Below are 22,696 nucleotides of genomic sequence, written 5' to 3'. Positions count from 1 at the left end.
ACTAATCTGCATGCTCATACAAAACAAATGCTTACGCTACCGGAACAAGTTAAGACAATTTCGAAGGATGGTAATACGACCGTTTTCGAGATATCACCGTTGATGCCAGGATATGGAGCAACGATAGCTAACCCATTGAGGAGGGTGCTTTTGTCATCTCTCGAGGGTGCCGCCGTAACTGCTATAAAGATTAAGGGCGTAGATCACGAGTTCTCAACTCTAGCAAATATGCAGGAGGATATCATTGAAATCATCCTAAACGTTAAGAAGCTTAGATTTAAATTATTGGGCGATGGTCCGGTTAAAGTCACGTTGAGTGTTAAGGGCGATAAAGTCGTGACTGGAGCTGACATAGATCTCACGTCAGATGTAGAGCTTATCAACGAAGATCAGCACATAGCAACTTTGACTGATAAAAAAGCAGAGCTGAACATGGAACTTGATATTGAAAAGGGAGTTGGCTATGTTCCAGTTGAACAGAGAAAGAAAGAGAAGCTAGCTATTGGAGCAATCGCCGTTGATGCCGTATTCTCACCCGTTCAGTTAGTTAATTTTTCAATTGAGAATATTCGCGTTGGCGACAGGATCGATTTCAATAAAGTTGTTTTGACTATCGAAACCGACGGATCAATTGAACCAGAAGAGGCGCTACAAAAAGCCGCCGTTATATTGAACGATCACTTTAGAGGTATATCAGAGATAAAGATAGAAGTATCAGAAGAGAAGAAATCAACTAAGAAAAAGAAGTCAAAATAAGATATGCGAAGAGGTAAACACCGAAAATTTGGAAGAGAATCAATCCAGAGACATGCACTATATAAGGCGCTAGCTACTGCTTTGATTGATCATGGCCGGATTAAGACAACGGTTGCTAAGGCGAAGACCATCTCTTCGTACGTTTCTAAGCTGGTTACTAAGGCTAAGTCTAATAGCGTAGCTGCTAAGAGGGAAATGGCTAAAGATTTAGGCGCGAAGGCTATCTTCAAGCTTTTTACCGAGATTGCTCCTAAATTCAAGGATCACAAGGGCGGATATACAAGGATTACCAAATTAGGCGATAGAAAAAGCGATGCCGCCTCGATGGTTTTTATAGAATTTACTTTTAAAGAGGCCGAAAAACCTGCGAAATAAATATGACTACCTACGAAATCAATGCGACAAATAGAGCGTTAGGAAGAGTAGCGACTGAAGCTGCCACGGCTTTACGTGGAAAACATTTAGTTTCGTTTGAGCCAAGTAAATTGCCAGAGGTTGAAGTCATTATTAATAATATCGATAAGATCAAATTTACAGGTCAGAAGATGGATCAGAAGATTTATTATCATTATTCTGGCTATCACAGCGGTATGAAGGAAAAAAAACTATCTGAACTTTGGAAATCAAAACCTAAAGAGGTTGTTAGAATGGCGATTTATAGAATGCTGCCTAAGAACAAATCAAGAGATAAAATAATTAGAAATCTAAAGTTCAAGTAATTTTATGGCAACTACTAAGAAAACAATTAAAAAGACCGCACCAGTCGATAAGCCAGCCGAAAAGGTTGAAAGCGTAAAGATTGAGATTAAGAGACCAGAAATTTTGGTGGAGGTTTTCGATAGTCCAGAAGATAAAGAAGTATTAAAGGCGGTTGATGAAAAGATAGACGAAGAGCAAAAGTCTGGCAAAGAGAAGTACTATGAGACGGTTGGTAGAAGGAAGAATGCCACAGCACGAGTTAGGCTGTATACTAAAAAATCTACTGACACCATTAAAGACGAGAAGGCCCTGATTATAATTAATGGCAAAGATTACACAGAATATTTTTTGGATGGTAATTTACAGCTAGTCGTTGAATCTCCATTAAAGAGACTGAAATCAATTGGAAGGTTTAAAGCGACAGTAATGGTTAATGGTGGCGGATTGTCGGGACAAGCTGGAGCCGTTCGACACGGATTGGCTAGAGCTCTAACTTTATTTGACGCTAATTTTAGGAAGAAGCTCAAAAAGGCTAATTTCCTAAAGAGAGATCCAAGGGCCAAGGAAAGAAGAAAGTATGGATTGAAGAAGGCTCGTAAATCGCCGCAGTGGAGCAAGCGTTAGTTTGAACAACGAAGGCGTCAGAAAGATTAATTTATTTAATATAAAATCAAAACCCCTCGAAATAACGAGGGGTTTTGATTTTAGTTCGCCAGCTTGACAGTATCTAATGATGGCGTAAAGTTAATGAGTCGAGCGCTACATCATGGAGGTGACTTATGCGCCGCAAACGAACAGTTCTTTCGATTCTACTGCTGCTGATCTTTGGATCGGCGGCACTCTTGGCTAGCCAGGAAAGGGAAAAGGCCAAGCCAAGATCAACTCGAGACCCGCAAGCTCAAGAAAGGCCACGGCAACAGCCGCCGCCACGTCAGGCTCCACCGCCTCGGGCCGAACCAAGACAGCAACCGCCACAACGGCAGGGGCCACCTTCAGGCTCGGGTCAAGGCATGGGCCGTGATCCTCAGCGGAGTCGGCCACGGCAAGATCCAGGTACTCAACGTGGTCAAGGTCAAGGCATGGGTCGTGGTGACCAGCAAGGCCGTGGACAAGGTCAAGGCATGGGTCGCGGGCCGGGCGCGATGATGCGGCCGCCTGGCATCTATTCGAACGAGTTGCCTCGTGGTGGCCAAGGAACGCATCAGCGATTCCCTCTGAGGGATCTTCCGCGCTATGCCATTCCAAGGACTCGACCTACGCCGCTGCCACATCCGCAGTTCGGTGATTACGGGCGTGGAGAGTATTCCTCCGGCTGGTGGTTCGGAGCGAATAAGTACTACTTCTTCTGGAGGCCATTCCATGACCTCTGGGGAGATAGATACATGCACGTTCCAGGACACTGGGAATGGGATGAATGGTGTCAATGCTGGGTCTGGATCAGAGGTTTCTGCAATATCCCAGGCCACTACCATCCGCCTGACTCCGGTTTCTACTTCTGGTTCGATCTCGAACGGCGCTATTAAACGCAAAAACCCCGCATACGCGGGGCTTTTTTATCTTTAGTAAATCTCTTAGATGGAGATAATATTCAATCCGCCTCTTGAGTCAATCTCGATGACCTTAAACCCAATGGACTCTACAACAATATGCTCACTATCCCTAAACCAATCAAGCTTACTTATGGGCGCGTCGAATGTCTTGATCAATTCGATATCTCCTTTGATGTGTATGGGCTGATAATTAGTTTTGTTTACCCAATATAACCACAATTCACCTTTATTCCACCAAGCTATTTTATTTTTGTCGGGAGATATTTTAAATCCAGTTGCTTCGTCTGCTACGGGGACTAATGTTATCTGATCGTCATCGGTCTTAGCCTGGTATAGTATTCTATTTTGTATGACGAATGGGAGGCTTGGTAGTTCCGGGGTTTTTATTGGGGAGGGGCTGGGTGAGCCCTTAGGCTGGCTAGCCTTTGATCCACTGGGGGTCGGTGATGGACTTGGGCCATCTAATATTAGGCTGATCTCCTCTAGAAGTTTATCTTTCTCTACCCCAGCTTGAGGTAGAAGCATGATTGAAGTAAATTCAGTAACTAAGCCTTCTTCAACTTGTATGTTTTTCTGCCAAGTGGAGTAATCATTCTTTTGAACTTTAGTCTGGTAGGTTCCTGGTAGTAATCTTTCGTGACTGAACGATGTTCCAAGAAAGGAAGTGGTGCCCATATATTCTCCATCTACGAATACTTCGGCGTCTTCGTTAACTTTTAAGTGGAACGTCCCAGTTTTGAAAAAATTGTTTTCTGCAAAATCGTATTTATAGCCTTGAGCGTACATAATGGCTACATAGCTACCGAAAAGGAAGAATAGTACTGCACAATAGAATAATAATCTTTTTTGCCTCTTAGTCATGAATACATATTATCAGAAAGGTAGTAATTATCAATCTTTAGAAAGATCTGTCAAATGTTTGTATTGTGAATAATTAGTTAGTATAATTTAGGCGCTTAAATGATCGCTTATTATCAATTTTTCCTAACTCCCTCCGCAGATTAACGTCGGATTATTCGAAAATTGCTAATTCCACGATTTACGGGTAGATTCCTTATATAAGATGAAAAAGATTGGTATAGACCTGGGTACAACTAATACAGTAGTTTTCTTGCCCAAGAAGGGTATCGTCATAAATGAACCGTCGGTGGTGGCGATTTCGGTTTTGGATAATAAGGTTATAGCCGTGGGGAATTTGGCAAAAGAAATGATCGGCCGAACGCCGGATAGTATTATAGTTTCAAAACCGCTTGTCGACGGAGCTATCGCCGATTATAGAATTACTACGGCGATGCTAAGATATTTCATAAAAAAAGCTGGTGGATTTATGAATTTTGTTAAGCCAGAAGTGTTGATATCAGTACCGGCTGGCATAACTTCAACCGAGAAGAGAGCTGTTATCGAATCGGCTCTAAATGCTGGTGCGAAGGCCGTATACTTGGTCAAAGAACCAGTGCTAGCCGCGATTGGTGCCAAGATCCCTATAAACAACCCTTCGGGCAACATGATTTTAAATATTGGCGGTGGTACCACGGAATTGGCAGTTATTTCGTTGGGCGGCATCGTGAGTTGCTCTTCAGTGAGAGTGGCTGGCAATAAATTGGACGCGGCTATTGTTGAATTTATCAAGAAAAAGCACGGCTTGGCTATCGGCGAAAGGACAGCCGAGTTGATCAAGATAAACATCGGAAGCGCTGCTAAGCAGGCCGTCGAAGAAAAGATAAACATAAAAGGTAGAGACTTGGCTACAGGCTATCCTAAAACGGTGGAGTTAAGCTCTAACGAGATAACCGACGCCATGTCTGAACAATTGCGTGAAATAATTCAAATTATCAAAAGCGTGTTAGAAGTTACGCCTCCAGAGCTATGTTCAGATATCATGGATCGGGGGATCATCGTCTCCGGTGGAGGAGCCTTGTTAAAGAATATAAGCACGCTCATCACTCGAGTTACAGGCGTACCGGCGTCGATAGCTGACGATCCTTTATTTTGTGTCGCCCGTGGTACGGGTATAGTCCTTGAGAATTTGGATGTTTACAAGAGAAATGTGATAGCTAAGAGATAGCGCTTTGCCTCATCCATAAGTTAATATAATGAAAATAGCGCTGGTACATGATTGGGTTCTAAATTTGGGGGGTGCCGAACGCACCCTTATTGCTTTGCATGAAATATTTCCCAATGCGCCGATTTATACCTTATTTCACAAGAAAAAGCTGACTAGTAGATATTTGCCTAATACTAAAATTGTAGCTAGCAGATTGCAGAGACTTCCCTTCGTGATGACCGCTTACCCATATTTAGCATTTATAATGCCTAGCATTATCGAGTCATTTGATTTGTCTGAATTTGACCTAGTAATCTCATCATCTGTAATTTTCTCAAAGGGATTAGTTCTAAAACCAAAAACTAGGCATATTTGTTATTGCTATAGCCCAACAAGATTTTTATGGGATAGAAATTCAGACTACGAAAGATCGGGATTAATTAGCAAAGTCGCCAGACACTATTTAAGAATATGGGATCGCTTGGCCTCGGATAGAGTCGATGAATTTATCGCCATATCGAAGAATGTTCAAGATAGGATAAAAAAATACTACCACAGAGATTCAAAGATTATATTCCCACCAGTGAATACCTACAACATAGAATCAGATTTTGTGCCGACTATTGAGAATTATTATCTGATTGTTTCGAGGCTTTATGACTATAAAAATATTGCCTTGGTTATTGATACTTTTAATAAGCTAAAATTACCCTTGATCATAATCGGCGATGGGCCGACCAAGAGGAGATTAAAAAGGATGGCTGGCGATAATGTTGATTTGCTGGGATTCGTTTCTGATGAGTTTTTGGCTGGCTATTACAAGAATTGTCGGGCATTCATTATGCCGCAAGAAGAAGATTTCGGGATTGCTCCGGTTGAGGCTATGGCTTATGGCAAGCCAGTAGTGGCACTACGTAGGGGCGGTGCCATGGAGATCATCGAAGAGGGGGTTACTGGAGAATTTTTTGACGATCCGATACCAGAAGCTTTGGCAGATGGCATTAGAAGGCTCAATGATAATTATCACAAATATAGCCCAAATCTTATCAAAGAATCAGCCAAGAGATTCTCTCTCGAAAATTTTAGAAATGCTATATTGGAGATAATCGAGTAAAATAGGGGGAAAACTTTCGTTCCTGCGAGAGCCTCTCGAAAGTTCCTCCCGCTATTTTTAAACACCTTGAGTTAATTGACGCATGCCGGGATTTGTGAGATTATCGGCTCAGTTTCTAAGCAGGGGAGGCTTACATGTTCATTGTCATCGCAACGCACGATACTGGCCATGGAGAAGTATCTGATCCAGTTCTCATGACTGAAGACCTAATATCGGCCGTTCAGATTGCTAAGAACCCAGAGCAACTTGGGTATCAATTTTACGGCAATGAAATCGGTTGTACTGTTTATAAAATGGAACATGAGAAAATTTACAGTAAGTCTGATTTTAATTGTCAGGGGCGTGGTGATCCGCCCGATATGCTCGTATTTTCTAGGATCCGTCTTAACGGAGAGTGGAGAGAGATGTGGTTTGCTTTCGAGCAGAGCTATATCGCAGAAACTTCTCGGGCATAAATATCAACAAAGCGGCGTTTCGCCGCTTTTTGTAGTATTATGGTATTAATGGATAAGATGAAGATATCAATAGTAACTGTAAATTATAACGGAGCAGAAGACACGATTAATCTTCTAAATATATTTAAGAATCAAACCGATTCTGATTTCGAATTGATTGTAGTTGAGAATGGTTCTAACGTGGCCGACATAGATAGGCTCAATGAGTATCAAAAAAAGCATGGTTGGCAGAACCTGGTGGTTATTAAAAATGGTCAAAACCTCGGCTTTTCTGGGGGGTGTAATGTGGGCATAAAAAAGGCCTTGGCCGGAGGGTCAAAATGGGTGATTTTGATCAATAACGATACAACACCTGAAAAGGACTTTATCGCTCGCCTAAAGGCCGTTTTGAGGCTCAAAAGGGGGGTAGTTTCAATACCTTTGGATGAGGGTGGGCATACGGCCTATGCTGGCTTGGTGAAGTGGCTAAAGCCTACCCTCGGACACATATATACGCCTGAATACAATGGCTGTCTTTGCGGCCTAAAAGACAGCCATTGTATTCAACGCGGCCATTGTGTTTCTAATATCTACGCCATCGGTGGTGGCGCGGCCATATCTAGTGATGTGTTTGAAAAGATTGGCCTAATGGATGAGGACTATTTTCTGTACTTTGAAGATGCCGACTTATCATTGACTGCGGCTCAAGCCGGGTTTTCAATCGGCATAGCCGAAGGAGTATCTATTAATCATAAGGTATCGGCCTCAACCAAAAAATTAGGGTCTCCGTTACTGTTGAGATATCATTACCGTAACGCTCTTTATTTCAATCGTAAATTTGGTCCGTGGTGGGTGCAAATATTATTGTGGCCCTGGAGCATCTGGATTATTAAAAAGCAGATAATCAAATTGATATTTGGTATCGAAAAAGAAAGGTCGCAGGCAATACTAAACGGAGTATTCGATTTTTATAAAGATAAAATGGGCAAAATAGGAAATTAAAAAGAGGCTACTTAGCCCCTAGTTATTACCGACCCAGCTGAATGGACAGACTGGAATATGTAATTCCTGTACTAGCACGCCATTGATAAGTTCGACCAGGCCTTCTTCAACGCAAGATTCAAATGATACGTTATCGCGTTGCAGTATGGTATTGCATCCTGGGCATGGCAAGGGATAGGATTGTCCTAAATGGTTATTTAGCTCAAATCTTTTTCCCGGCAGTAATGCTTTGTTAGCCATGATGGCCTCCACAAAGATCTTCACGTAGTATATGATGATAACCTCGAGTGTCAATAATAATACGACATGCTTAAAATAGGGATTGAGTGCGAAAATTTAGAGGATGCAAAGTCTAGATGGGGCGTTGGCCACGTGGTTTTAAATTTACTTAAAGAATATGAGAAAAATATAGAATGGCATAAAGAATTTAAATTATATCTATATTTCAATCAATTCATCCCCGACGACGAAGTTCTGAAGAATCCAATATTCGTCAAAAGAATCGTCGGCTGGAAGTCCCTAAAATCGTTTAATATTTTTTATCACATTTTAATGCCAGTTAAGGCAATGCTCGACGGCGTCGATAGAATGTTTTTCCCGGCCTATATGATGCCGCCATTATACTTAGGGAAAGCCGTAGTGATACTGACCAACGATGTTTACTATGAGTACAAGCAAGGTACGTTGCCGTTCAAATATAGATTAGCCTATGGGATGTTTACTAACTGGGCCGCGAAGTTCGCTTATAAAATCATGGCCATATCGGGGGCATCGAAAGATGAGGTTGCCAGACTATACAAAATAAAACCAAATAAGATATTTGTTTCACGTCTTGGGTCCCATCGGGCTAGAGAAGTTGCACAAGATTTTAAATCGAATAGCCTGTACATATTATACGTGGGCCAAATGTTTGCAAGACGCCACGCCAAAGAAACGATATTAGCTTTTAGTCAGATAGCCCCCAAATATCCAGATCTGAGATTAATATTGGTGGGCCGGGATAAATATCCCAGACCGATAATTCAGAGCATGGTTAAAGAAATGAATAATAGATTTGGCCGTGAAAGAATTAATTATCGTGACTATGTAGCTGATGACGAAATCTCAAGATTGTATTCTAGCGCCGAATTGGTTGTTTATGTATCTGAATCAGAGGCGTTCGGTTTGCCGCCGGTGGAAGCGGCTTCATATGGCGTACCAGTAGTTGTGATGGACAACGCCTTGAATCACGAACTTTTTAACGATGCTGCTTTTTTTGCTGCAAACGGTACCTCAGAAAAGATTGCCGATGCTATTGATAGGGGACTCAAAGACGAGCAAAAAAGAAAATATTGTAAGGATAGATACAAAGAATTAATTCCAAGGCTTAGCTGGAGCAGTTTTGCTAAATCATTTTTTGAGAATGTTAAATAATAAAAAAACTGGCGGAATAGTTTACGTGGCTGAGGTTATCTGCTTCTTTCTGGTTATTTCTGGTCTTATACCTCGCGAATTCGTTTTATATTTAGTGGCCATGTTAGCTTTGTATTTGATCTTAGCACCGCTGGAGGATGGAGTAATATTTTTTGCGGCCTCAATCCCGATGTTTTTGGCGATTCCATTCAGTTCTAGCTTTGATAACTTTAATTCTTGGAGGATATTCTCAGTCATATTATTCGTGAAATGGTTTTTGTCCCGGCTTAAAACCACGAAAATCTTTACAAAGGGCGCCTTTGTACAATGGCGCCCTTTGTACGCAATGGCTCTCGTTGCACTTTATGCGCTGATGTTACTTTCAGTGTCCATGGCTTCGGATAAGGCGGCCGCTATCAAAAGAATTATCTATTTTACTAATTTAAGCTTGGTTGGCTTTCCAGTTTACTATCTAACCACGAGAAGTAGCGATTTTTCGAAGCGACTAATTCGAGCCTTAACGATTCCGGTTTTACTAGTTACGATTATTGGTTTTTTACAATTGGCCTCAAGTTACTTTATTGATATTTATCAATTCATGCGCATATGGGGTGAGAACATCCAATGCAATCAGTTTGGTCAGCAATGGTGCGATATTGCCGTGAGGGTTGGTAATACTTGGTTCGCTTACTACGGAGAGCAACTTTCGTTGAGGATGTTTTCTCTTTTTCCAGATTCTCATTCTTTCCCAATATTTCTGCTTCTGGGTATGCCAGCTATTTTTGCTTGGACTATGCGCAAAATGGATGTTGGTGCGAAATTCCAAGATTTGATTAAAACAAGGACTAAGCTATTCGTGGTTTGGGTGCCGATAATATTCCTAGCAGTAATTTTAACTGGCACCAGAGGTTTCTGGGCGGCGAGTGTGGGAGTGGTTGCGCTTGCTATCGGCGTGATTATCTATATGACGATTAAGAAAGAAACTAAGGTGAGTTATTTTAAATTCATTTCTAGCTACATAATTTTGTTTTTTATGATGTTCTTTGTTGCCTATCCGATATTTACTTCGCCTCAATTTTTATTATCAAAAGGGGATTGGAGCATGCTTGGTAATCGAATTAGATCAGTCATAGATTTTGGTGAGACTTCTAACGCTCAAAGAATAGAAATCTGGAAAAAAAGTTTAGTATCTATAGCGGACCATCCATTGTTGGGAGTGGGTATTGGTAATTATCCAGTCGTGTTGTCTCAAGATATTAAACTGTCTAAGGCTGGATCTTCGGCGCATAATATTTATTTGCACGTAGCCGCGGAGATGGGCGTTTTTGCCCTGATTGCGCTATGTGCATTCTTGTTTGAGTTATTCAAAATAATCTATAGAAAATTCATCGATTCTAAGGCGGACACCACGCTGGCAACTTATTATGGTGCAAGTCTATTATTCATTCCGTGGGTCTTCGCTTACTTAATGACTGACGTAGCTATATTCGACGAACGCGCCTTTCTTATGCTTGCCGTTTCTGCCGCTCTTTTGGTAAACAAAGGCCCAGACTAAGCCTGGGCTTGAAATGTTTCGGAAAGAGAAAAAACTGGTTCCAGCACAAATCCAAATGTAGCATTCATATCGGGAGATGTCCTCCAATCGGATATTTCCAATATACTCTGGGCTATCAAATATTTTAGCACCATTATCATGTCTTGCTTGGCAAAGTTGAGATATCTATGGTCGAAATTTATGCAATACCAAGTTTGCTTTTGACCAAGAAAATTGACTACTTGATTCAGTGACGATGTCGCGTCTTCTTTGAAATGTGCGATTAAATCGTTCTTTATAATTTCTTGGCTTGGAGTAAGCTCATCCATCTTTCTGCTTCTCTTGGAAAATGACTGGAAAAAGGATATAATGTTAGGAATAAGATGTCAAGTAGAATCTCAATAAATCTAGTGGTTTTTAATGGCGAAAAATATATTCGCCATTGTTTGGATTCGATAAAGAACTTGAACTATCCGCATGATCTAATTGAGCTAAATATCTGGGATAATAATTCAACCGATGGAACAAAGAAAATAATCAAAGACTGGCAATTAGAACTTGGAGAATTAGCTTTTGTGAATTCTCAAGTTATTGAAAATTCACAAAACATAGGCATGTGGGCTGGGCAGGAAAAGTTGTTTGAAATATCAGCTGGGAAATATGTGGTCGTGCTTTCCGTAGACGTGATATTAGATAAGAATTTTCTACTTGAAGCGATGGGGGTCATGGAAGTAAGCGCCGATATTGGTGCACTTCAGGCCAAAGTCTACCGATTTGATTTGGACCAGCTGAAAGGTCGTAATCTTAGGCTGGGTACCGACGTCATAGACACATGTGGTTTTAAAATATTCAAATCGAGGAGGATAGTTAATATCGGCCATGGCGAGAAAGACACGGGCCAATACAACACGCAGAAAGAGATATTCGGCGTTGAAGGTGCGGTGCCTGTTTTTAGAAAGGAAGCGTTTGCTAGTTTAAGAATCAAAATCAATCCGTCAGGTGCCGGAGAGATATTCGATCACGATTTTTTTTGGTATGCCGAGGATTTAGATATTGCGTGGCGCATGAACCTATTCGGCTGGAAGCAGATATATGCTCCACGAGTTTTGGCTTGGCATGATCGCCAGACAACAAAATCGTTGTCTGGCGGTTTCACCGAATTCAGAAAAAGTAGACAGCAGATACCGCTCAATAAGCGCCGGCTTGAATGGAAAAATCTTAGGTTTACAATGATCAAGAATGAGTATATAATAAATTGCCTCAAGGACTTCTTTTATATAGCGAAAAGAGAATTAACCATGCTGGCCTACCTCCTTATCTATGAGCCAGCCGTTTTAAGCGAGGTTAGCGTGGTATTAAAAAATATTCCTAAAATGCTCAAGAAGAGAAATGCCATTATGAGACGAGCTGTAGCCGCGCCAGCTCGAATGCGCGAATGGTATGAATAATAAAGAAATGAATTTTATAGACCCCGTAGGACATAATAATCAGCCAAGTAAGAAGAAGATACTTGGTCTAGGCGTTTCAATTATAGCCATAGTAGCCTTGAGCTACGGAGCTTTAATGTTGGGCTTAGCTTATAACGAGATTGTCATTACCAGTGATGGTAGTGTTCCTTTCTGGAATCGTGTCTCGGCCATTTTGTCATTTCCGGTAGCCGCAATATCTACCGATCCGACACCAAAGCCTGACCCAAATCGTTTAGACATCTTAATATTAGGCATGCGTGGTCTCGACGATCCGGACGCGATTCAAGGCGGTATGTTAACCGACACGATCTTGCTTTTTAGTTACGACAAGACCACCGCAAAGTCATCGTTGGTGTCTATCCCACGAGATCTTTACATAAAAATCGACAAGTACAAGATGGGCAAGATAAACGAAGTTTATGAATATGGACTTAGTCGCAAAGAGGGGCTAGATTTTACAAAGAGAGTATTTTCGATAATGACTGGAATATATATAGATAATGCCATAGTCTTTGATTTTACAGCGTTCAAGAAAATTGTTGACGAGCTAGATGGGGTGGACGTATACCTAGACAAACCATTTGAAGAGAAGAGCCAGTGGGGGAATAGCTTCTATCTGCCGGCTGGGCTCAATCATCTCGATGGTGAAGGTGCGCTCTATTACGCTCGATCGAGGTATTCAACTAGCGATTTCGATAGGTCTAGGCGTCAACAGGAAATTATAATGGCTATTAAAGACAAAGTCATGACTGCTAATTTGACCTCAGATCCTCTTAAAGCTTTTGGCATGCTAAGTGTCGTTCGCAGCGACATTAAAACAGATTTGAATATTTGGAATTTGTCGGAATTAATAAACTTGTATCAACAAGTGAAAAAGGCTATGCCCAAAGAATATGTAATTTCCACCGCGAATTTACTTTATCAAACATACATCGATGCAATTTACGTGTTACTTCCAAATGGCGAGAATTTCGATTTATTTAAAAAGTTTTTCGCTGAAACTTTAAATTAATGCTTTCGATACTCGTCATCAATTATAAGAATCCGGCGCTATTACGACTGTGTTTGAAATCTTTTAAACGTATTGTTCGCGCAGATTTTAAATACGAAATCATAGTTATCGATATCGCCAGCAGTATAGAGACCCGGAATGTCGTCAATGAAGAGTTTAAGGATATAAAATTAGTGGCATTCGACCAGAATATCGGTTATACCAAAGGCGTTAACGCTGGCCTTCAGGCCAGCGTTAACGATTACGTATTTGTAATCAATCCCGATATAATTCCGCTTGAAGGTGCAGTAGAGACTTTGTATGAATTGATTAAAGATGATCCTAAAATTGGCATAGTCGGCCCGGAATTATTAAATTTTGACGGCAGTCATCAGGATTCATACTTTAGATTCTATTCGCCACTAACTACCATATATCGTCGAAGTTTTATCGGCAGAATAGGATTATTTAAAAAAGAAGTTGAGCAGTTCTTAATGCACGATCACGATCTGTTCAAAGAAACTGATGCCGATTGGTTGATGGGCTCAGCAATCATGGTTAGTAAAAAAGCTATAAAAAAAGTTGGCTCAATGGACGAAAATCTATTTCTCTATATGAGTGATGTTGACTGGGCGCGTCGCTTCTGGGAAAATGGATACAGAGTAATTTATTATCCTAAATCTAAAATGTATCACTATCATCGTAGAGGTTCGAAGAGTCGCTTCGATGTCTTTGATGCTTTATTCAAAAAAGAAACCAGATGGCACATAAAAGATGCTATCAAATATTTTAAAAAATATGGAATCAGAAAATCAAATATTACAACCAGAAGCATCTAGGACTAAATCGAAGTGGCGCTTAGTAGTGCTTGTTGGCGTCTTATTAATCGGCTTAGCAGTCGGTTATTTTATTGGCCAATACGAACCTTCACCGGTTGTAGCTAGGCTGATAAATAAGGATGCGGTTAAGTACAAAGACATTGATTTTGAACTCTTTTGGCAGGTGTGGGACAAATTAAACGAGAAATACGTAGATAAGGGTGAACTTAGTAACGAAAAAATGTTTTACGGTGCTATAGCGGGTATGGTGAACAGCGCCGGAGATCCTTATACTACGTTCTTTGAACCTGTTGAAAGCAAAAAATTCCAGGAAGAAATATCTGGATCTTTCGGCGGTGTTGGTCTAGAGTTGAGTAAAAAGAATAATGTTTTAACCGTCGTTTCTCCATTAAAAGGCACTCCCGCCGATAAGGCTGGGATAAAAGCTGGAGATAAAGTTGTTAAGATTAATGGTAAAAGCACCCAAGAAATGTCCGTGGATGAAGCGGTAAACTTGATTCGTGGCAAGAAAGGAACTAAAGTTATATTGTCGATTTCCAATGGAGAATTAAGAGATTATGAATTAACGAGAGATACGATCAAGATTCCGACAGTCGATCTGAAATATTTTGAAGAGGGTAGTAATAAAATCGCCTACATGCAGATATACTCCTTCAATCAGAATGTTGAATCTGAATTCAACAAGGCAGCACAAGATATAATAAAGAGTGGGGCTACTAGGCTAATCTTGGATTTGAGAAATAATCCGGGTGGGTTGTTGGATTCTGCCATAAATATGGCCGGGTGGTTCTTAAATAGAGGTCAGATTGTAGTCATGGAGCAGTTCGGCGATGGTACGAGAAACGAATTCAAGAGTAATGGTAACGGCTTGCTCAAATTACCTACGGTGATATTGATGAATGGCGGATCAGCGTCGGCATCAGAAATCTTAGCCGGAGCACTGCATGATAATAGAGGAATAAAATTAGTAGGCGAAAAGTCGTTTGGAAAGGGTTCTGTCCAAGAATTGGAAAACTTTTCCGACGGCTCATCGTTAAAAGTTACGATTGCCAAATGGCTGACACCTAATGGTATATCGATTTCTGAAAAAGGGATTGAAGCCGATATCAAGGTTATGTTGCCGGAAGATCCAAAAGAACTCGAAGCATTGGTTATAGGCGAGAAAGGGAAAGATCCTCAGCTCGACAAGGCTTTGGAATTGTTAAGATAATAACTCAGTAGATTACAAAGAACGCCCTTCTCGGGGCGCTCTTTGTAATTGTGATCAAGCCCGCTTGATTATTAATATTGTAGTGATAATCTAGTCTGAGTACTCGAGGGCGCTATGACGAAAAAAGAGCTTCATGACATGTTAGAAGAAGACGCCCGAACTCATTTAAAAGGGATCCTTCCGTCAATCTACAGGAATAGCTATCAGAACGGCTTAGCCGAATCTGACTTCGACTGGATTGATGCAAATAGAGCTAGAGCTAATCGAATCGCTGAGGCTGTCGTAGTAGATTTCATAAATTACGTGGCCATAAGAGGCGGTTGCGATCTGGGTCTACGAGTGGCTGATATTAGGAGAAAAAAACCAAAAGTCATCCCAAGTCAGGTGCATATAGACTGACCGAGCAATTGCTCGGCTTTATTTTCCCCTCAATTTGCTTATTGACAAATCGCCTAGACGGCGTAGATTATCGGTGGAGATAGCTCCACGGTTCCGCCACAGAGCGGGGCATAACATGGGAGGCTACGGTGTTCGAACCACAACAGAAGTACGACATAGCCGTACTCGGTGATCTTTCAAAAAGAGAAGTGAGGCCGACTAAGAACTTTCATGAATGGCTGAAGATGTGGCAAACTGCCAAGACTCTTGGTGAATTGCTAGGGCTACTTCATGAAGGTTTTGAAGTTAGTCTTACTGCATCAACATACGGTGAGCCAGATTACGACGATATCGATCGCCTGATATTTTACTTTCTAGTTGCTGACGGCCATTTCTTGCTCAGATCCAATTCTCCGCTAGATCCGCCGAAGTTTAGGATAGGCTACGATAAAAATGGAAATGAAGTAGTAAGGTCTGAGGGCGAAATTCGACAAATCGTGGCGCAAAAAGCATTCAAGATGCTTGTTCAGAATTTTTTTAAAGGCGCAGAAACTCGAAAAGTGATTGAATATCGACGAGATGATAGTTTTGGTAGTTTTTGGAATAAGACTATTCAATCGGAGCGAATATTTAATGCCATCCTCGGCTTCTTTAGTATCCATCAGAGACGCTACGCTGATGATTTCGAAATTCCGAATCTACCACGCCAACGCGAACGAACTCATCATGAACAGATAGCCTTCGACTTTCTTATGAATTTTGTAGAACTTATCTGGGAGTGGCGAGATCCTGAAGTCCAGTCTTGGCGAAAAGAAGAAGAAATAGCTGAGCAGAAAAAACGCACAGCTGAAATTCGAAAAAGAGTCGACGAAGCTAAACCTTGGACGATCGAAGTCATGGAGATACTAGGCCAACTTGATATATTGCGTAAATACATACCGACTTTGGACAAGGCTTCTTTGGCCAAATTGAAAGAGATCGCTATGCGTAGAAAGATTCATGACTATAGGCATCCAGTGGAAAAAACTCGATTGGTTGCCAGCCTTGATGAAGCTCGGTTCGTAGGATCTCGAGCGGCTTGGCTAATAAGCGAATACGAACTGGTGAAGAGAGAGGGTAATCGTCTTGAAGAAATTCGATCTGCTCAGCGCGAGATCGAAGAAGCGAATGAAAGAATCAGGATGTTGGAAGCACAGAAGAAAACATAGCTAGTGCGGGGTCGGAACGACCCCGCTTTTATTTATCCGTTAAAAAGACTAGAGTTATTAGTATATGAACCTACTAAGTAAATTATCCATTGGTCTAATTAGGCGCGAAAGCATGGTTTTAATTGGTATAAGTGATTCGGGTAAAACAAAATTTGTAAAAGAGGAACTAATCCCTGAGCTTGAGAAAAAAGGCAAAAAGGTTGCGTATTTTAAGGATGCCGACAATATCAGAGAGCAAGAAGCTGATGTCTACATTTTCGACGAAGTCGAGACATTTAGCGATAGGGAATACTTGGAAGAGAAATATCCCGAAGAGAAACCCTACTATACGGATGATTACGAAAGAAAGGTTAAGAATTGGTTCTGGGAATATAAAAAATATGACAGTGCTTGCTTATACATAATTACCCGAAAAACCAAAGAAGATGTCGAATATCTGTCTGACCACTTCAAATTCGCCGATTGGGACAGCCGCAGACTAGAAGTTTTTACTTTCGAATAAGGGGTGAAGCTTGAGATAGAGAGCATTTTTGAATAAAAAGACGGGCGGCCTGTTGGCCGCCCGTTGGCGTCTCTGACGCCGGCGTCGCTACTGCTTGATCTCCGCCGCTACAATTTCCGCCGCGAAGGCGAGAATCTTTTCGCCTTCCTCGGGGACGAGAACGCCGGATCGGATCGTATCGGCTACCATCTGCTGGTGAAGTTCGCCGCTGGCCACCTCTACGAGAGTTTTGGCGGCAATTCTCAACCGACTCTCTGGCCAACCCTCGCTGGGCCTTCGGGCTTTTGCGGTTGCGATCACTTCTTTGGCCTCCGCCAAGGCGAGGATTCTTTGGCCATCCTCCGCGGTGAGGCCGCCCATCCTGACGGCTTGGTTGATCACCATCTGACGGACATACGGGGATCTCTCTTGGATCATCCCGGTGGCCAGACGAATAGCGTCTTCTGGTAGACCGGCGGACTTGCCGTACTCCGCCGTTTCCGCTGACAGCGCCTCGATCTCCTGCATTGTGACCGCCGTTTCCTCCGGCGTCTGCACGATGTGGCCTCCGGCGAGACCTTCGTTGAAGATTGCCTTGCCTTCTTCCACGGAGAAGAAGCTTGCAGACTGCTTATCCGTGGATTTGAGCCTCCAATGAGGCTTCGGATTGGCACACTCGCATCGAACAATTGCAACTTTCATGAAAGGATCTCCTGTGAACGTGGATGGCAAGATAATAGCATAATTGATCTTAAGCGTCAAGCTGGCCATGAATGTCTACGATGCCATGATGATGTTGGCCGTAATTGAAATAAATCGTCAAAAAAGCTAGGATTAATATACGCAATGAAGATGGAAAAAATTGATTCTAAAATTAATATAGACATAGCTGGCGGAGAAGGCGAATATTTCTACGCCAAGGCTAGAAGAAATCCCCAGGAAACTTTTATAGTATTGGACCCTGTTGAGGGACCAGCAACTCCAAGTCTAAAAAACCTGCATAGGATAGCATGGAAAAGTGATATCGATTCTCATTTGCCATTTAGATCTGAAAGCGTAGATCAAGTCTGTATAAATTTCTTAATGGGTGAGATTAAAACAAAGGATCCTCGAGGTTACACCGTAAGCCATGACATCAGTAAGTACACTCGAGTTTTAAAAGATGCTAAAGAAGTATTGAAACCAGACGGTAAAGTTGTAATTATAGAGCCTAAGACGAATATGCGTTACATAATTGATATTCTTGACGAGTTAGGTTTTGTCGTAACTTTGGGTCCATCGCCGTTAGCATATTCTGATGGAAATACGTCCAAATGGGCAAGATTCTTTATTGACGTATCTGAATCAAGTCCAAGGATGGACGCCAGTGACGAAAATTCAATTTGGCCGACGATGGTTGAGGCTATTAAATAATAAGATTGTTCAGCTAGCAATTATCAATAAAGAAACTGGCCAATTTTGGAAAGAAGGCTAAAGAGTAGGCTGGCGATGGGAATGAAATGATCAATAGGATAAAAAAGACGGGCGGCCTGTTGGCCGCCCGTTGGCGTCTCTGACGCCGGCGTCGCTACTGCTTGATCTCCGCCGCGAGGGCGAGGATCTTTTCGCCGTCTTCGGCACCCAAGAGTCCCTCCTGGACAACTTGTGCGACTTGTCGCCGACGATCCTCTGCCAGCTCGAATTCGGCTCGGAGATTCTTGGCAGCACGGGCCAAGATCGTTTCCGGCAGGCCGGTAGACCTGCCATCCATCGCTGCGGCCAGTGCTTCGGCTTTCGTGGCGGGCAGGCCGCAGGATTCCAACTCCTTCAACGTGGCCGCCGTTTCGTCATCGGTCTGCGTAATGAGACCTTTGTTCAGGCTCATTTCGAGGAGCTGTTTGCCCGCCTCGATGGAGAAGAACCCCTGAGATTCATTCTCTGCTGTCTGAAACTTACGGTGAGCCTGCGTAGTTCCGCATTCGCACTGAACGACTGTGACTTTCATGACGAACCTCCCGCGTGAAAAGAACGTGAAACTGAATGCTAAGATGTTAGCATAATCGGGAAGACATGTCAAGCGGGCTTGAATACGCGGCATGCGAAGAATAGGCTAATGAAAGAAATAGGCCTGAGCGTTTGTATTATAGATGAGTGGTCGATGGGTAATATAAAAAACATAATAAATACAACAAAAATGATAAACAGAAAGATAATATTAACCGTAGTTGGTCTATCAGCCGTCGGAGCTATGGTTCTTGCAGGCACAGATTCAGCCTCAGCTTTTCGAGGTGATGCCACAAAGGTCGGGCCAAATTATTCGGTCGAAAGGCACGAAGCTATGCAAAAAGCCTTAGCGGCTAGTGATTATGAGGCTTGGAAGGCCTTAATGGGCGACAAGGGTCGCGTAACTGAAGTTATTACCAAGGATAATTTCGCTAAGTTCGTCGAAGCTTACAAGCTAGCCGAACAAGGCAAATATGCCGAAGCCGAAGCGATTAGAAAAGAATTAAAGCTAGGCGTAGGTATCGGCCGTAAAGCTGGAATGGGTTTTGGACGAGGCATGGGCGAGGGCCTTGGTTTCGGTAGAAATCATAAGTAGAATGGCCCGAATAGAGCATAGCAGCAGAACCCTCAGCCGATAAGATGGCCTGAGGGTTCTGCCTTGTAAGCCAAAGATTGTGATAATATAAATAGGCATGGTTGATCTAAAAACATTAAGCGACGAAAAACTCATAGAATACGTCCGTGCTGCAGATCAAGATGCTTATCTTGAGGTGGTCTTACGTTATCAAGACAAATTGCTAAGATATGCCAACTACCTAGCGCAAGATCAAATGAAGTCAGCCGATATCGTCCAGAATGCCTTCATCAAAGCTTTCGTCAATTTGCAAAGCTTCAATTCAAAGATGAAATTCTCTACCTGGATTTATCGCATAGTTCACAACGAGGCCATGAATGAAATAGTTAGGTACAAGAAAGAGATGCCCATGCCCGAAGAATTTGATTTCAAAAGCGACGAGAACATAGAATACGATCTTATTCAAAAAGAAACTTCAGATTTAGTCAGAAAATGTCTCTCGGAAATGCCCCTAATTTATTCCGAGCCGTTATCCCTTTTCTTTCTTGAAGATAAATCATACGAAGAGATAAGCGATATTTTACGATTACCCGTCGGTACAGTTGGCACAAGAATTAATCGTGCTAAAATTTTAATGAAGAAGATATGTCCGACAATATAAACAACAATTTATCGAACAAGGTTATGGCCCAGATCAAAGATGGCCATACAAAGATGAAACCCAGATGGTACTTCGTGTTGGGCTCTTTAAGTATGATAGTCGGTCTAGCCAGCCTGTTCGTTCTCTCTACTTTTTTTGTAAGTCTAATCACTTTTTCTATTCGAAGTCATGGCCCCATGGCCGGCATACGCTTGCAAAATATGTTAGCCCTCTTTCCGTGGTGGGCCTTGATAACAGCAGCTATCGGCCTTGGCATATCCTGTCTGATGCTTAGGACCTACGACTTATCATATAAAAAGAATTTTTTGATGATAGCCGCTGGGTTTATTTTGGGCGCAATCTTGATGGGTTGGTTTATAGATTATTCTGGCTTAGACAATGCTTGGATTGAACGAGGCCCTGCGGCAAAGATATATAAACCATACGACGCTGGTCAAAGAATGAGAGGCCCCGGCTGGAAATCTGTTCCCAATAAAATTAAGAAGCAAGAAATAATAAAAGACGGACAAATAAAAAGAAGTCTCGATTAATTTTACAAAGCTTGAGGCTTATTGTATAGTAGGCAAAGTACACGAGGCAAAAACACATAGAGAATGGAGGGTATAAATGTTTTACCCAAACATGACTGCTGGCCTGAAAAAACATATTTTGATTCAATATCCTGCCGCCACGCCACTTTTTAGGGAGCCCAACTTGCTTAGTCTTCTAAGCAGTCGAGAGCGAGCGTGCTATGCTCTATGGATGTTAGATTATCTACAGACGTTGACGTCCGGCGATCCGATTACGGCCGCTGCTAGAAGGGGTCGTTGGATGGGATATGTTAACAGAGAGCTTGAGGTGTTGGGTGTCATCACCAATGACGAGATTAGAACGTTGATGCGATTGGATCTAGATAATCCACAGTAGGCCGGGTGTATACCCGGTTTTTTATATTTTAGTGTGGTATAATTTAGTACATAAAGATAAATAAAACACGATGGAAACAAAATGTTCAAAATGTCAGATGCTAGTCACGGAAATGAAGTGTAAGACATGCTCGGTAGTGGTGCCGGAAGCAGAAGTCGAAACTCATGCTTGCGGTAAAGAAAATGTAGTAGCCGTTTGTGATGGATGTAAACTAGTCGATGGCGAGTGTACGTGTGCCGTTGCCGCTTGTGCAACCTGCTCGAAGTTAATGGAAGAGTGTGTTTGTGAAGCCTAAGAGAATTTAATCAAAAAGCGCCCCGAGGGGCGCTTTTTGATTGCGAAAATACAAGACGAATGGAGGCCTGAGTCAACTTTGACTTTACTGACCGGGACTGCTTTAATGACAGCATTATGGTATTCCTTCGACCTGCCTACAAACAGCCGAATGCCTGGACCTGTGGCCCCGCCGTGGCCCGTATTATCTTGCACTCCTTTGGGCGTAAAAAGACCCTCAGGGAGATCTCGAAGGAATTAAGTACCACCAGGGCGGGTACGGCTAATAAAGACCTTAAAAGGGTTTTTAAGAAGCATGGGTTATCGTTTACCGAGAAGGAGGGTGCCACGACTAAAGATCTAAAAGCCAAGCTCAAAACTCACTGGATTATAATCGCATATTGGATCCCAAAGCATAAAGAGGCTCATTATTCTATCGTTCGTCGAGTTACCTCAAAACGTGTCTATTTCCACGATACTTGGTTTGGTTCTAATCATAGTTACTCAGTTAAGCACTTCATGAAATATTGGTGGGATGACGAAGCTACTCGCTGGTTCCTAGCCGTCAAAAAGCCAACCTCATTCGCAGCTCGTATTCTCAAGCCCATCTTCCGCTGGATTAGCTAAAAGACCACTATCGCTATCTAAACAAAGGGCGCCTTTGTACAAAGGCGCCCTTTGTGATATTTTAGCCTAAATTGTTCCTTGAGAGGGGGGTCTTATGTCACAAGAACGCTTGAAGATATATGGCATTGAGTTGCGTTGGATTATTGTCAGTATAGGCTGGCTGATCATGTGCGGGATTATGTATCCGGACATGAAGGCGATAATGCCTCTTTGGGCTTTTATTATTGCTATGCTGCTAGGGGCATTCTGGGGCTGGCTACTTATTGTCTTAGCCCTTAATCCAGTCCTGGCATTCATGAAGAAGACTTTAACTAATGCTCTCAGGGTTGATGTAGATGATAGGCCATGAGCAAGAGAAAATTAAGGATGAAGCCAGGCGTCACCTATATTATCTGCCCAGACAAAAAATGTAAATTATTCTGGGAGCCTAGCGTGCTAGTCCCTTGTGATGGTCATTGTCCAAGACAATCAGAGCAAAAGTTAGTTATTATTTGTCGTGCATGTGAACAGAATATCGTTTTGGATGGCGGACACTTCAAAATACGCAGAGTCGATTGTAAGTGCGGCGGTT

General features: G+C 42.2%; 29 protein-coding genes. 25 read left to right on the top strand and 4 right to left on the bottom strand.

The features are described 5' to 3' along the window. The first annotated feature begins 27 nt into the window (after positions 1-27). The 5 genes from rpoA to DEG18_02520 all read left to right on the top strand — a co-directional run bounded on the left by rpoA (position 28) and on the right by DEG18_02520 (position 2,978). Positions 28-756: a DNA-directed RNA polymerase subunit alpha gene (gene rpoA, locus DEG18_02540; GenBank protein ID HBX58463.1), complete on the top strand. Its 729-nt coding sequence runs from the start codon at positions 28-30 to the stop codon at positions 754-756. 3 nt (positions 757-759) lie between these two features. Continuing rightward, the gene (locus tag DEG18_02535; protein HBX58462.1) at positions 760-1,131 is read left to right on the top strand and encodes a 50S ribosomal protein L17; all 372 of its coding nucleotides are present in this window, start codon (positions 760-762) and stop codon (positions 1,129-1,131) included. Positions 1,132-1,133: 2 nt separating this feature from the next. After that, entirely contained in the window at positions 1,134-1,475 is a 342-nt protein-coding gene (rplM, locus tag DEG18_02530) for a 50S ribosomal protein L13 (GenBank protein HBX58461.1), read from the top strand. A 4-nt stretch (positions 1,476-1,479) separates the two neighbouring features. Continuing rightward, positions 1,480-2,079 carry a 30S ribosomal protein S9 gene (locus tag DEG18_02525; protein HBX58460.1) on the top strand — a complete coding sequence of 200 codons (600 nt, stop codon included), beginning with the start codon at positions 1,480-1,482 and terminating at the stop codon, positions 2,077-2,079. A gap of 155 nt (positions 2,080-2,234) precedes the next feature. After that, complete coding sequence (locus tag DEG18_02520; protein ID HBX58459.1) at positions 2,235-2,978, top strand: hypothetical protein; 744 nt, start codon at positions 2,235-2,237, stop codon at positions 2,976-2,978. A gap of 48 nt (positions 2,979-3,026) precedes the next feature. On the opposite strand, the gene DEG18_02515 is transcribed toward DEG18_02520, so the two are convergent. Then, the gene (locus DEG18_02515) at positions 3,027-3,866 is read right to left on the bottom strand and encodes a hypothetical protein (GenBank protein ID HBX58458.1); all 840 of its coding nucleotides are present in this window, start codon (positions 3,864-3,866) and stop codon (positions 3,027-3,029) included. A gap of 202 nt (positions 3,867-4,068) precedes the next feature. On the opposite strand from DEG18_02515, the gene DEG18_02510 reads away from it, so the two are divergent. The 6 genes from DEG18_02510 to DEG18_02485 all read left to right on the top strand — a co-directional run bounded on the left by DEG18_02510 (position 4,069) and on the right by DEG18_02485 (position 10,546). Then, positions 4,069-5,070, top strand: coding sequence for a rod shape-determining protein (locus DEG18_02510; protein HBX58457.1), 1,002 nt, complete (start codon positions 4,069-4,071; stop codon positions 5,068-5,070). Positions 5,071-5,098: 28 nt separating this feature from the next. Then, positions 5,099-6,163, top strand: coding sequence for a glycosyltransferase family 4 protein (locus tag DEG18_02505; GenBank protein HBX58456.1), 1,065 nt, complete (start codon positions 5,099-5,101; stop codon positions 6,161-6,163). A 134-nt stretch (positions 6,164-6,297) separates the two neighbouring features. Continuing rightward, positions 6,298-6,618: a hypothetical protein gene (locus DEG18_02500; protein HBX58455.1), complete on the top strand. Its 321-nt coding sequence runs from the start codon at positions 6,298-6,300 to the stop codon at positions 6,616-6,618. A gap of 39 nt (positions 6,619-6,657) precedes the next feature. Next, positions 6,658-7,599, top strand: coding sequence for a hypothetical protein (locus DEG18_02495; GenBank protein ID HBX58454.1), 942 nt, complete (start codon positions 6,658-6,660; stop codon positions 7,597-7,599). A 306-nt stretch (positions 7,600-7,905) separates the two neighbouring features. Continuing rightward, complete coding sequence (locus DEG18_02490) at positions 7,906-9,012, top strand: hypothetical protein (protein ID HBX58453.1); 1,107 nt, start codon at positions 7,906-7,908, stop codon at positions 9,010-9,012. Further along, on the top strand, positions 9,002-10,546 hold the full coding sequence (locus tag DEG18_02485) for a hypothetical protein (protein HBX58452.1): 1,545 nt from the start codon (positions 9,002-9,004) through the stop codon (positions 10,544-10,546). Before DEG18_02490 ends, DEG18_02485 begins: the two co-directional genes overlap by 11 nt. On the opposite strand, the gene DEG18_02480 is transcribed toward DEG18_02485, so the two are convergent. Beyond that, a complete protein-coding gene (locus tag DEG18_02480; GenBank protein ID HBX58451.1) occupies positions 10,543-10,854 on the bottom strand; it encodes a hypothetical protein in 312 nt (103 codons plus the stop codon). The genes DEG18_02485 and DEG18_02480 overlap by 4 nt on opposite strands. Before the next feature lie 54 nt (positions 10,855-10,908). Between DEG18_02480 and DEG18_02475 the strand changes: the two genes are divergently transcribed. From DEG18_02475 to DEG18_02445, 7 genes are all read left to right on the top strand, one after another. Next, the gene (locus DEG18_02475; protein HBX58450.1) at positions 10,909-11,973 is read left to right on the top strand and encodes a hypothetical protein; all 1,065 of its coding nucleotides are present in this window, start codon (positions 10,909-10,911) and stop codon (positions 11,971-11,973) included. Further along, complete coding sequence (locus tag DEG18_02470; GenBank protein ID HBX58449.1) at positions 11,966-13,006, top strand: hypothetical protein; 1,041 nt, start codon at positions 11,966-11,968, stop codon at positions 13,004-13,006. Before DEG18_02475 ends, DEG18_02470 begins: the two co-directional genes overlap by 8 nt. Continuing rightward, complete coding sequence (locus DEG18_02465; GenBank protein HBX58448.1) at positions 13,006-13,824, top strand: hypothetical protein; 819 nt, start codon at positions 13,006-13,008, stop codon at positions 13,822-13,824. Before DEG18_02470 ends, DEG18_02465 begins: the two co-directional genes overlap by 1 nt. Beyond that, positions 13,760-15,034: a S41 family peptidase gene (locus tag DEG18_02460; GenBank protein HBX58447.1), complete on the top strand. Its 1,275-nt coding sequence runs from the start codon at positions 13,760-13,762 to the stop codon at positions 15,032-15,034. The genes DEG18_02465 and DEG18_02460 overlap by 65 nt, the downstream gene beginning before the upstream one ends. A gap of 114 nt (positions 15,035-15,148) precedes the next feature. After that, positions 15,149-15,433 carry a hypothetical protein gene (locus DEG18_02455; GenBank protein HBX58446.1) on the top strand — a complete coding sequence of 95 codons (285 nt, stop codon included), beginning with the start codon at positions 15,149-15,151 and terminating at the stop codon, positions 15,431-15,433. Positions 15,434-15,561: 128 nt separating this feature from the next. Then, positions 15,562-16,620, top strand: a complete 1,059-nt coding sequence (locus tag DEG18_02450; protein ID HBX58445.1) for a hypothetical protein — start codon at positions 15,562-15,564, stop codon at positions 16,618-16,620. Between the two features lie 64 nt (positions 16,621-16,684). Then, entirely contained in the window at positions 16,685-17,122 is a 438-nt protein-coding gene (locus DEG18_02445) for a hypothetical protein (GenBank protein HBX58444.1), read from the top strand. 87 nt (positions 17,123-17,209) lie between these two features. Here the strand turns inward: DEG18_02445 and DEG18_02440 are convergent, their stop codons facing one another. Then, complete coding sequence (locus DEG18_02440; GenBank protein ID HBX58443.1) at positions 17,210-17,872, bottom strand: hypothetical protein; 663 nt, start codon at positions 17,870-17,872, stop codon at positions 17,210-17,212. Between the two features lie 75 nt (positions 17,873-17,947). Here DEG18_02440 and DEG18_02435 point away from each other — a divergent pair, with 75 nt between their 5' ends. Beyond that, complete coding sequence (locus DEG18_02435; protein HBX58442.1) at positions 17,948-18,514, top strand: hypothetical protein; 567 nt, start codon at positions 17,948-17,950, stop codon at positions 18,512-18,514. A 154-nt stretch (positions 18,515-18,668) separates the two neighbouring features. Here the strand turns inward: DEG18_02435 and DEG18_02430 are convergent, their stop codons facing one another. After that, entirely contained in the window at positions 18,669-19,178 is a 510-nt protein-coding gene (locus DEG18_02430) for a hypothetical protein (protein ID HBX58441.1), read from the bottom strand. 15 nt (positions 19,179-19,193) lie between these two features. Between DEG18_02430 and DEG18_02425 the strand changes: the two genes are divergently transcribed. The 6 genes from DEG18_02425 (at position 19,194) to DEG18_02400 (ending at position 22,125) form a co-directional block, all read left to right on the top strand. After that, positions 19,194-19,679, top strand: coding sequence for a hypothetical protein (locus DEG18_02425; GenBank protein HBX58440.1), 486 nt, complete (start codon positions 19,194-19,196; stop codon positions 19,677-19,679). Between the two features lie 97 nt (positions 19,680-19,776). Further along, positions 19,777-20,319, top strand: a complete 543-nt coding sequence (locus DEG18_02420; GenBank protein ID HBX58439.1) for a hypothetical protein — start codon at positions 19,777-19,779, stop codon at positions 20,317-20,319. After that, positions 20,304-20,849 (top strand): hypothetical protein, encoded by a 546-nt coding sequence (locus DEG18_02415; GenBank protein ID HBX58438.1) that lies wholly within the window; start codon positions 20,304-20,306, stop codon positions 20,847-20,849. Before DEG18_02420 ends, DEG18_02415 begins: the two co-directional genes overlap by 16 nt. A gap of 91 nt (positions 20,850-20,940) precedes the next feature. Then, entirely contained in the window at positions 20,941-21,225 is a 285-nt protein-coding gene (locus DEG18_02410; GenBank protein ID HBX58437.1) for a hypothetical protein, read from the top strand. A 70-nt stretch (positions 21,226-21,295) separates the two neighbouring features. Beyond that, positions 21,296-21,520 carry a hypothetical protein gene (locus DEG18_02405; GenBank protein ID HBX58436.1) on the top strand — a complete coding sequence of 75 codons (225 nt, stop codon included), beginning with the start codon at positions 21,296-21,298 and terminating at the stop codon, positions 21,518-21,520. Between the two features lie 116 nt (positions 21,521-21,636). Then, positions 21,637-22,125: a hypothetical protein gene (locus DEG18_02400; GenBank protein HBX58435.1), complete on the top strand. Its 489-nt coding sequence runs from the start codon at positions 21,637-21,639 to the stop codon at positions 22,123-22,125. The last annotated feature ends 571 nt before the right edge of the window (positions 22,126-22,696 follow it).

The organism is Candidatus Yanofskybacteria bacterium, from assembly GCA_003514055.1.
Lineage (GTDB): Bacteria > Patescibacteriota > Minisyncoccia > 2-02-FULL-40-12 > GWA2-44-9 > UBA12115.
This window is presented reverse-complemented; position numbering and strand designations above follow the sequence as displayed.

Coding starts and splice junctions, on each gene's coding strand:
- DEG18_02490 (HBX58453.1), top strand. CDS start 7,906: ATGCTTAAAATAGGGATTGAGTGCGAAAATTTAGAGGATGCAAAGTCT.
- DEG18_02455 (HBX58446.1), top strand. CDS start 15,149: ATGACGAAAAAAGAGCTTCATGACATGTTAGAAGAAGACGCCCGAACT.
- DEG18_02420 (HBX58439.1), top strand. CDS start 19,777: ATGGTTGATCTAAAAACATTAAGCGACGAAAAACTCATAGAATACGTC.
- DEG18_02495 (HBX58454.1), top strand. CDS start 6,658: ATGGTATTAATGGATAAGATGAAGATATCAATAGTAACTGTAAATTAT.
- DEG18_02510 (HBX58457.1), top strand. CDS start 4,069: ATGAAAAAGATTGGTATAGACCTGGGTACAACTAATACAGTAGTTTTC.
- DEG18_02460 (HBX58447.1), top strand. CDS start 13,760: ATGCTATCAAATATTTTAAAAAATATGGAATCAGAAAATCAAATATTA.
- DEG18_02535 (HBX58462.1), top strand. CDS start 760: ATGCGAAGAGGTAAACACCGAAAATTTGGAAGAGAATCAATCCAGAGA.
- DEG18_02480 (HBX58451.1), bottom strand. CDS start 10,854: ATGGATGAGCTTACTCCAAGCCAAGAAATTATAAAGAACGATTTAATC.
- DEG18_02500 (HBX58455.1), top strand. CDS start 6,298: ATGTTCATTGTCATCGCAACGCACGATACTGGCCATGGAGAAGTATCT.
- DEG18_02430 (HBX58441.1), bottom strand. CDS start 19,178: ATGCCGCGTATTCAAGCCCGCTTGACATGTCTTCCCGATTATGCTAAC.
- DEG18_02525 (HBX58460.1), top strand. CDS start 1,480: ATGGCAACTACTAAGAAAACAATTAAAAAGACCGCACCAGTCGATAAG.
- rplM (HBX58461.1), top strand. CDS start 1,134: ATGACTACCTACGAAATCAATGCGACAAATAGAGCGTTAGGAAGAGTA.
- DEG18_02425 (HBX58440.1), top strand. CDS start 19,194: ATGAAAGAAATAGGCCTGAGCGTTTGTATTATAGATGAGTGGTCGATG.
- DEG18_02435 (HBX58442.1), top strand. CDS start 17,948: ATGAAGATGGAAAAAATTGATTCTAAAATTAATATAGACATAGCTGGC.
- DEG18_02440 (HBX58443.1), bottom strand. CDS start 17,872: ATGGCCAGCTTGACGCTTAAGATCAATTATGCTATTATCTTGCCATCC.
- DEG18_02445 (HBX58444.1), top strand. CDS start 16,685: ATGAACCTACTAAGTAAATTATCCATTGGTCTAATTAGGCGCGAAAGC.
- DEG18_02485 (HBX58452.1), top strand. CDS start 9,002: ATGTTAAATAATAAAAAAACTGGCGGAATAGTTTACGTGGCTGAGGTT.
- DEG18_02515 (HBX58458.1), bottom strand. CDS start 3,866: ATGACTAAGAGGCAAAAAAGATTATTATTCTATTGTGCAGTACTATTC.
- DEG18_02520 (HBX58459.1), top strand. CDS start 2,235: ATGCGCCGCAAACGAACAGTTCTTTCGATTCTACTGCTGCTGATCTTT.
- DEG18_02400 (HBX58435.1), top strand. CDS start 21,637: ATGGTATTCCTTCGACCTGCCTACAAACAGCCGAATGCCTGGACCTGT.
- DEG18_02415 (HBX58438.1), top strand. CDS start 20,304: ATGTCCGACAATATAAACAACAATTTATCGAACAAGGTTATGGCCCAG.
- DEG18_02470 (HBX58449.1), top strand. CDS start 11,966: ATGAATAATAAAGAAATGAATTTTATAGACCCCGTAGGACATAATAAT.
- DEG18_02505 (HBX58456.1), top strand. CDS start 5,099: ATGAAAATAGCGCTGGTACATGATTGGGTTCTAAATTTGGGGGGTGCC.
- DEG18_02465 (HBX58448.1), top strand. CDS start 13,006: ATGCTTTCGATACTCGTCATCAATTATAAGAATCCGGCGCTATTACGA.
- DEG18_02475 (HBX58450.1), top strand. CDS start 10,909: ATGTCAAGTAGAATCTCAATAAATCTAGTGGTTTTTAATGGCGAAAAA.
- rpoA (HBX58463.1), top strand. CDS start 28: ATGCTTACGCTACCGGAACAAGTTAAGACAATTTCGAAGGATGGTAAT.
- DEG18_02410 (HBX58437.1), top strand. CDS start 20,941: ATGACTGCTGGCCTGAAAAAACATATTTTGATTCAATATCCTGCCGCC.
- DEG18_02405 (HBX58436.1), top strand. CDS start 21,296: ATGGAAACAAAATGTTCAAAATGTCAGATGCTAGTCACGGAAATGAAG.